This window comes from Intrasporangium sp. (assembly GCF_032907665.1).
GTDB lineage: Bacteria > Actinomycetota > Actinomycetes > Actinomycetales > Dermatophilaceae > Intrasporangium.
Map to the genome: position 1 here is coordinate 1 of NZ_JAJJPG010000066.1, position 8,331 is coordinate 8,331.

Annotated in this window: 8 protein-coding genes; all 8 read left to right on the forward strand. The window is 72.8% G+C overall.

The annotated features are described in order from the left end of the window. Positions 1 to 82: 82 nt before the first annotated feature. Positions 83 to 352, forward strand: a complete 270-nt coding sequence (locus LOY02_RS11085) for a hypothetical protein (RefSeq protein WP_317182419.1) — start codon at positions 83 to 85, stop codon at positions 350 to 352. After that, positions 349 to 1,152: a TlyA family RNA methyltransferase gene (locus tag LOY02_RS11090; RefSeq protein WP_317182420.1), complete on the forward strand. Its 804-nt coding sequence runs from the start codon at positions 349 to 351 to the stop codon at positions 1,150 to 1,152. The genes LOY02_RS11085 and LOY02_RS11090 overlap by 4 nt, the downstream gene beginning before the upstream one ends. Then, positions 1,149 to 2,249 (forward strand): NAD kinase, encoded by a 1,101-nt coding sequence (locus LOY02_RS11095; RefSeq protein WP_410505940.1) that lies wholly within the window; start codon positions 1,149 to 1,151, stop codon positions 2,247 to 2,249. Before LOY02_RS11090 ends, LOY02_RS11095 begins: the two co-directional genes overlap by 4 nt. A gap of 9 nt (positions 2,250 to 2,258) precedes the next feature. Then, the gene (gene recN, locus LOY02_RS11100; protein WP_317182421.1) at positions 2,259 to 4,049 is read left to right on the forward strand and encodes a DNA repair protein RecN; all 1,791 of its coding nucleotides are present in this window, start codon (positions 2,259 to 2,261) and stop codon (positions 4,047 to 4,049) included. A 57-nt stretch (positions 4,050 to 4,106) separates the two neighbouring features. Beyond that, positions 4,107 to 5,288, forward strand: coding sequence for a putative cytokinetic ring protein SteA (steA, locus tag LOY02_RS11105; protein ID WP_317182422.1), 1,182 nt, complete (start codon positions 4,107 to 4,109; stop codon positions 5,286 to 5,288). Further along, complete coding sequence (locus LOY02_RS11110; RefSeq protein ID WP_317182423.1) at positions 5,285 to 6,229, forward strand: copper transporter; 945 nt, start codon at positions 5,285 to 5,287, stop codon at positions 6,227 to 6,229. The genes steA and LOY02_RS11110 overlap by 4 nt, the downstream gene beginning before the upstream one ends. Further along, on the forward strand, positions 6,226 to 7,221 hold the full coding sequence (locus LOY02_RS11115) for a hypothetical protein (protein WP_317182424.1): 996 nt from the start codon (positions 6,226 to 6,228) through the stop codon (positions 7,219 to 7,221). The genes LOY02_RS11110 and LOY02_RS11115 overlap by 4 nt, the downstream gene beginning before the upstream one ends. After that, on the forward strand, positions 7,218 to 8,331 hold a 1,114-nt coding region (murJ, locus tag LOY02_RS11120; protein ID WP_317182425.1), incomplete at its 3' end, for a murein biosynthesis integral membrane protein MurJ. The genes LOY02_RS11115 and murJ, both read left to right, overlap by 4 nt.

Below are 8,331 nucleotides of genomic sequence, written 5' to 3' on the forward strand. Positions count from 1 at the left end.
CTAGCCGCTACGGTTGCTGGGAGGGACGCTCGACCGCGGACCGGTTGACCAGGACCTAGACAGCACAGCGCACGGAGGCAGGATGAGCACTGAGTTCACCGGCGGGGAGCAGGAGCAGGAGCAACAGGTGTCGTTGCACCGCGACGACGACGCGTCGTTCGGGGTCCCCCCACCACCGGAGGGGGAGGCCGGCCCAGCACCTGCGCCGCCGACCACGGGAGACCCGTCGATCGACGCGGTGCTGCTCGACCTGGCCGCGGCTCAGCGTGGCTCGCTCGGCGACCGGATCACTGCGGGCGAGGTGGCCCAGGCCGCGCTCCAGTCCCGCCTGGGCGACCTCGGTGGCGCGTGACCAGACGTCGCCTCGACGCGGCGCTCGTCGTCCGTGGTCTGGCACGGTCCCGGGCGCAGGCGGGTGAGCTGATCCGCGAGGGCGTCGTCCTCGTCGACCGACAGGCCGTGGCCAAGCCGAGCCACCAGGTCACCGACGCCGCGCACATCGAGCTGACCCGCGACGTCGACCGATGGGTGGGCCGAGCGGCCCTGAAGCTCGTGCGCGCGCTCGAGCTGTGGCCGATCCGCGTCGCGGGCCGGCGATGCCTCGACGTCGGGGCGAGCACCGGGGGTTTCACACAGGTCCTCCTCGAGCACGGAGCGGGGCAGGTGACGGCCCTCGATGTCGGGCACGGACAGCTCGCCGCGGCGATCGCCGAGGATGCCCGGGTCATCGACCTCCAGGGCACCAACATCCGGCAGGTCGATGCCGCCTCGCTCGGGGGGCGGTTCGACGTCGTCGTCTGCGACCTCAGCTTCATCTCCCTGTCCGTGGCCTTGCCGGCGATCCGGCCGCTCGTTGCGGACGACGGTGACCTCGTCGTCCTCGTCAAGCCGCAGTTCGAGGTGGGTCGCGAGCGGCTCGGCCGCAGCGGCGTGGTGACGTCCCGCCACGAGCGCCACCGCGTGCTTCGTGACATCCACGCATCGGCGACCGACCTCGGCCTCGACGTGCGGGGGGCGACCCCGAGCCCGATCCGGGGTGGCCAGGGCAATGTCGAGTTCCTCCTGTGGCTGGTGCCGGGTGGCCCGGGCGCCGCGGGCCTGTCCGTGGATGACATGCTGGACTCGATCGACCGCCAGGAGGAGGAAACGTGACGCGCCGCATCCTGCTCGTGGCACACCCTCGCCGTTCCGAGGCCCTCACGGTCGCCAAGGGGGTGATCCAGCGCCTCACCGATCTCGGCATCGAGGTCTCACTCCAGGCGGATGAGGCCAAGGTGCTCGACCTCAAGCACGACAAGCGCGTCCACATCGGCACGGAGGAGATGGTCGGGGAGGGCTGTGACCTCGTCGTCGTCCTCGGCGGGGACGGGACGATCCTGCGTGGCGCGGAGTTCGCCCGGAGCGTCGACGTCCCCCTGCTGGGGATCAACCTCGGCCACGTCGGCTTCCTCGCGGAGGCGGAGCGGGACGACCTCGACGCGACGGTGGAGCACATCGCCAACCGGCAGTACACCGTGGACGAGCGGATGACCCTTCACGTCGACGCGATCTTCGACGGCGAGGTCGTTGCGAGCAGCTGGGCCCTCAACGAGGTGAGCGTCGAGAAGGCTGCGCGGGAGCGGATGCTCGAGCTGACGATCGAGGTGGACGGCCGGCCGCTCTCGAGCTGGGGTGGCGACGGCCTCATCGTCTCCACGCCGACGGGGTCGACGGCCTACGCGTTCTCGGCCGGGGGACCGGTCATCTGGCCGCAGGTCGAGGCGATGCTGCTCGTGCCGAACTCGGCCCACGCCCTCTTTGCCCGTCCCCTGGTCCTCGGGCCCGACTCGCACGTGGCGATCGAGCTGCGGACCGGGACCGACGTCCTCGGCATCATGTGGTGCGACGGTCGCCGCCACATCGACCTGCCACCGGGAGCCCGCATCGAGGTCCGTCGCGGCATCCGGCCGGTCCGTCTCGCACGCCTGAGCAGCGCACCGTTCACCGATCGCCTCGTCGCCAAGTTCAACCTTCCCGTGCGGGGCTGGCGTGGCGACGCCCATCGGGCGCGCGCAGCGGCCGGCCAGCGCTCGGATCTCTGGATTCGCAGCAATCCCGACCGGGCACCCCTTCCGGCCCACGAACCGCCTGCGGCAACCCGGGGTACCACAGCGACCCCGGCTACGACAACGGCCCCGGTGCCCCCCGGGTCCGGAGACGACGTGGACGGGACGCCCCGGACGCCCGGCTCCGGGGGTGCTCGGCCCTAAGGTGGTCCCGTGTTCAGCCAGATGAGGATCCGCGGGGTCGGCGTCATCCATGACGCCGTCCTCGATCTGAGCCCGGGTCTCAACGTGCTGACGGGTGAGACCGGCGCCGGCAAGACCATGGTCGTGTCCGGCCTCGGCCTGCTCCTCGGCGAGCGCGCCGACTCAGGCCTGGTCCGGACCGGGGCGGACAGCGCCGTCGTCGAGGGCGTCGTGCAGCTGCCGGCCGACCACCCGGCCCTCCACCGCGCCGACGAGGCAGGCGCCGAGCACGAGGACGGCGAGCTCGTCATCGCGCGGACGATCACCGCGGCAGGCAGGTCGCGGGCCCATGTCGGGGGTCGCACGGCCCCCGTCGGCGTGCTGGCCGACCTCGGCCGCCATCTCGTGGCCGTCCACGGGCAGGCCGACCAGTGGCGGCTCAAGCAGGGCGAGGCCCACCGGGAGGTCCTCGACGACTTCGGTGGACCGGTCCTCGTCGGGCTCCGTGACCGGGTCGCCGCCCTTCACGACGAGTGGCGAGCGGCGCGTGCGGAGCACGAGCGCCTCGTCGCGGAGTCGCGGGAACGGGCTCGTGAGACCGACTCCCTGACGGCATCTCTCGAGGAGATCGAGGCCGTCGACCCGCAGCCCGGGGAGGATGTGGCGCTCCGGGCGGAGGACGAGCGGCTGGCGCACGCCGACAGTCTGAGGTTCGCCGCCGGCCGTGCGGTGGCCGACCTCAGCGGGGACGAGTATGCCGCTGAGCCGGCTCCCAACGTGCGTGACCTCGTCGGGTCGGCGCGGGCCGCGCTGTCGCAGGCAGCCACCCACGATGAGCGACTCGGTGCGCTCGACGCGCGCCTGGACGAGGTGGCCACCCTCGTCACCGACGTCGCGGCGGAGCTCACGGCCTACCTCGAGGACGTCGACCTCGACCCGGAGCGACTGGAGTACGTCCAGGAGCGTCGCGCAGCACTGGCCGCGTTGACCCGCAAGTACGGCGAGACGGTCGACGAGGTCCTTGCCTGGTCGGGGGCAGCTGCTGCGCGCCTCGACGCGCTCGTCACCGCGGACGACCGCGTCGCCAGCCTCGAGACCCGACTGGAGGAGCTCACCGAGGCGCTCGGCAGCGCCGCGTCCGAGCTCACGGCGGCCCGCACCGCGGCAGCCCGCGACTTCGCGGCCCGGGTCTCCGAGGAGCTGTCCCACCTGGCGATGGGCAAGGCGGTTGTCGACGTGCGCGTCGAGCAGCGCATCGCGGAGGACGGGCTCCCGCTCCCGTCCGGCGAGCGGGTCCGGATCGGCCGACACGGGGCCGACGAGGTCGAGATCCTGCTGGCCGCCAATCCAGGGGCGGCGCCGCGCAGCGTGGCCAAGGCGGCCTCGGGCGGTGAGCTCTCCCGGGTCATGCTCGCCCTCGAGGTCGTGGGCGCGAGTCCCGGCCGGCCGGACGGCCGGGCGGCGCCACGTCCCGGCACTCCGCCCACGTTCGTCTTCGACGAGGTCGACGCCGGCGTCGGCGGACGCGCCGCCATCGACGTCGGGGCCCGGCTGGCGGCGCTCGCGGAGCAGGCGCAGGTCATCGTGGTCACGCACCTGGCCCAGGTGGCCGCCTTCGCGGACCGCCACCTCGTGGTCCACAAGTCCGACGACGGCGCGATCACGTCGAGCAGCGTCACCGTCGTCGAGGGTGACGAACGGCTCCGGGAGCTCTCCCGGATGATGGGTGGGGACCCGGACTCGGAGGCCGGCCTCGCGCACGCGCGGGACCTGCTCGAGCAGACGGCTGCCGTCCGCGGCTCGCGCGCGGGGGCGGCCTGACGCGCGCCTCTGCCGGTGCGGTCGCGCCCTGCGTGACGTGGCACGATGGGGGCAACCATGGCCATGTCCCTCCGCCGCCGCGCGCACGCCCCTGCCTCAGGCCCGGGCGTGGTGGGTCCTGCCCGGGTGGACGCGCGGACGAAGAACCTCACCAAGCGGCTGCGGCCCGGGGACATCGCCGTCATCGACCATCTGGACCTCGACAAGATGAGCGCCGACGCGCTCGTGGCCGCGCGACCCGCGGCGGTCGTCAACGCCTCCACGTCGATCTCCGGTCGCTATCCCAACGTCGGCCCGCAGATCCTCACCGAGGCGGGCGTGCCGTTGCTCGACGCTGCCGGGCCGGCAGTCATGGAGCTGCACGACGGGGACCAGCTGCGACTGGACGGTGAGCAGCTGTGGCTCGGCGAGAGGCGGGTCGCGACGGGGCGGCTGCTCGATGCCGAGGTGGTCCAGGCGGAGATGCACGAGGCCCGGGCGGGGCTCGCGGTGCAGATCGAGGCCTTCGCGACCAACACGATGGAGTTCATCCGCAAGGAGCGTGAGCTGCTCCTCGACGGGATCGGGATCCCGCCCATCCGGACGCGGATCGAGGGGCGGCACACGCTCGTCGTCGTCCGCGGCTATCACTACCGCGAGGACCTCCAGACCCTGCGTCCCTACATCCGGGAGTACCGGCCACTGCTCATCGGCGTCGACGGCGGGGCGGACGCCATCATCGAGGCCGGCTACCGGCCCGACCTCATCGTGGGAGACATGGACTCCGTCTCCGACCGGGCGCTCCGCTCGGGGGCCGAGATCGTCGTGCACGCCTACCGGGATGGGCGCGCGCCGGGTCTCGCCCGCGTCGAGGCGCTCGGCATCACGCCGGTCGTCTTCCCCGCGGCGGGCACGAGTGAGGACGTCGCCATGCTCCTCGCCGACGACGCAGGAGCAGAGCTCATCGTGGCGGTCGGCAGCCACGTGACCCTCGTCGAGTTCCTCGACAAGGGTCGGGACGGTCAGGCCTCGACCTTCCTCACGCGGCTGCGCGTCGGTGGCAAGCTCGTCGACGCCAAGGGGGTCAGCCGTCTCTACCAGGCCCGGATCCCGGCCCGGCTGCTCGTCGTCATGCTCCTTGTGGGCATGCTCGCGCTCTTCGTGGCAATCTCGGCCACCCCCGCGGGTCAGGCGTGGCTGCAGGTCATCGCGGCGCGGTGGGACGACCTCTGGACCACGATCGTGGGGATCTTCACGTGATCGACTTCCGGTATCACCTCGTCTCCATCATCTCGATCTTCCTGGCCCTCGCCGTCGGCATCGTGCTCGGCGCCGGCCCGCTCCAGGCCAACCTCGGGTCGCAGCTGACGGACCAGGTGTCCGCGTTGCGGGCCGAGAAGCAGGAGCTCAACGACCAGCTCGCCGCGAGCGAGCAACGGGTCGCGGCGGCGGACGAGTATGCCGAGGCGGTCTCGGGCCGGGTCATCGAGGACGCGCTCATCGGGCACACGGTCGCCGTCATCGTCCTGCCGTCGGCGGACGGGACCCTCGTGGACCTCGTCGAGGAGGCGGTGGAGACGAGTGGGGCGACGCTCAGTGCCACGGTCACCATCGACGACGACTGGTTCGATCCCTCACTCGCCCCGGAGCGTGCCGAGGCCGCGACGGCTGCCGCCTCCACGCTGGGACTGTCCTCGTCCCTGTCCGGGGACGCCCTGCTGGCGCAGGTGCTCGCCCGTCTCACCGTCAGCACCGATCTGGTCTCGGAATCCGAGTCGCGGGCAGCCGCCCTCACGACCCTGACCGACGCGGGGATGGTCGGCTCGTCGACGGAGGAGCTCGAGCCGGCGGACCTCGCGGTGATCATCTCCGGCGACTTCGCCGGTGACGAGGTGGAGGTCCAGCGTCGGGCGGAGACGATCCGGACCATCGCGCGCCTCGTCGCGGACGGCTCCGCCGGCGCGGTCGTCGCCGGACCCCAGCCGGTGATCTCCGCTGGGCAGCCTGTCTCCTCTGACGCCGTCGCCGCGATCCGGTCCGTCGACGCGTCCGCGCGTCTCATCTCCACCGTCGACCATGCGAGCGACGCCCCAGGGCCGGCCATCGTCGTGCTCGCGCTCGAGTCCGAGCTCGTCGGCCAGGTGGGGCACTACGGCACCGCGGAGGGAGCGACGGCAGCAGCGCCGAGGGTGGCTCCGTGAGCTCGCCCGTTGGGGGGACGGGCGCGGACCGGTCCGCGGCCGATGGCCCCGTTGCCTTCTCGGCAACCCCTTCGCTCGCCTTCCGGATCCTGACCGAAGTGGCCGAGACAGCCGCTGTCTCCCTGGCGGCCGCTGCTGCATCTGCGGCCGCCCAGCGGCTCACAGCGCGACTTCCACGTGCGGCCAAGGCGACCTGGGAGCGGACCAACCATGCCGGGAGCACCGTGACGCTGCTCGAGGGTCCCGCCTGGATCGGGGGCGCGGTGTCCGGCCTGGCGGTCGGTGCCGTCTTCCGCCGTGGTGCAGAAGGATCCAGCGCTGCGGCCGGCTCGCCGATCGCGGGGCTCACCGTCACGGTCGCTGCGGGTGCCCTGGGCGCGCTCGACGACCTGGCGGGGACTGCAGCGAGGAAGGGCTTGAGAGGACACCTTGGTGCGCTGCGCCGGCGTGAGGTGACCACGGGTGCGGTGAAGGTGGCCGGGCTCGCGTTGACCGGCCTCGTCGGTGCGGTCATTGCGGACGGGAGACGATGGGCCGCCGATGAAGGAGCGAGCGGCGTCGTGAGCGGCCCTGCCAGCACCGCGAGCGCTGCCATGAGCACCGTCGTCGGCGGTGCCGTCGTGGCCGGCGCCGCCAACGCGGCCAACCTCTTCGACCTGCGACCCGGCCGGGCGCTCAAGGTCGTCATGGGTGCCGCGGGGCCGCTGGCGCTGACCGGTTCGACGTCGGCAGCAGCGGCGCTGGGGACCTCCGCGGGCGTCATCGGTGACGACCTGGCTGGGGTCTCGATGCTCGGCGACACTGGTGCCAATGCGGCCGGGGCGCTCGTCGGCCTGGCGCTCGTGGAGCGAACCGGCCTGCGCGGCAGGCTCATCGCGCTCGGCGTCCTCACGGCGCTCACGCTCGCATCCGAGCGGATCAGCTTCACCAAGGTCATCGAGTCCAACGGTCTGCTCCGCCGGATCGATGAGTGGGGCCGGGTCCGCCCATGACCCCACCTGCGTCGTCACGACCGGACCACCGGCCCGAAGCGGAGCCGGCACCCGAGGACGGGTCCACGGACGGCGGCGCCCCAGCGCAGACGGACGGCAGAGCCGAGAGTCGGGCGGGGCACGGGGGAGGCGGCCTGCCGGGCGGGAGAGCCCTTCTCGCGGCAGCCGGATCGATCGCGGCGATCACGCTGTTGGCGCGGATCGTGGGCTTCGGACGTTGGTTCGCCTTCTCCCACTCCGTCGGTGCCACCTGCGTGGGCAGCGTCTACCAGTCGGTCAACGCCGTGCCCAACGTCATCTTCGAGATCGCTGCCGGGGGTGTGCTGGCTGCTGTGGCAGTGCCCCTCGTGGCGGGCGCCCTCGCGCGCGGCGACCGCACGGCGGCCAACGACACCGCATCCGCCCTGCTGACCTGGGCCATGGTCGTCCTCCTGCCGCTCGGGGTCGTGGTCCTTCTCGCCGCCCGGCCGATCGCTGCGGGACTCCTCGGTACCGGCTGTGCGGGAGAGGTCGGCCTCGGCGCCGACTTCCTGGCGATCTTCGCCATCCAGCTCCCGCTCTACGGGATGGCGATCGTCCTGGCCGGCGTCCTCCAGGCGCACCGCCGCTTCGTCGCGGCTGCCCTCGCTCCCCTCCTGTCGAGCCTCGTCGTCATCGCCACCTACCTCGTCTACCGGTCCCGGGTGCCCGACCCCTCCGCCGAGATCGGGCTCGTCCCGCGGGACGCGATCCTCGTCCTCGCCGTGGGCACGACCTTGGGCGTCGCCGCCATGGCGCTTCCTCTCGTCGTGCCGATCCGGAGGGCGGCCATCCGGCTGCGGCCACGGCTTCGCTTCCCGGTCGGCATGGCCGGCCGGGTGCGGTCCCTGGCCGTCGCGGGGCTGCTCGCCGTCGCCGGCCAACAGCTGGCCACGCTCGTCGTCATCCGCCTCGCCAACGACCGGGGTGGGGTGGGGACCCTCAACGTCTTCATCTACGCCCAGGCGGTGACCCTGCTTCCCTACGCGGTCCTCGCAGTGCCTCTGGCAACGGCCGCCTTCCCGAGCCTGGCCGGCGCGGTCGCCGCGGAGGACCTGGACGGTTCGCCCGGCGGCCCGGGCAGCACGGGCG

Bases quoted from the DNA above. Each gene is read 5' to 3' on its own strand.
- LOY02_RS11085 (WP_317182419.1), top strand. From the start codon at position 83: ATGAGCACTGAGTTCACCGGCGGGGAGCAGGAGCAGGAGCAACAGGTG.
- steA (WP_317182422.1), top strand. From the start codon at position 4,107: ATGGCCATGTCCCTCCGCCGCCGCGCGCACGCCCCTGCCTCAGGCCCG.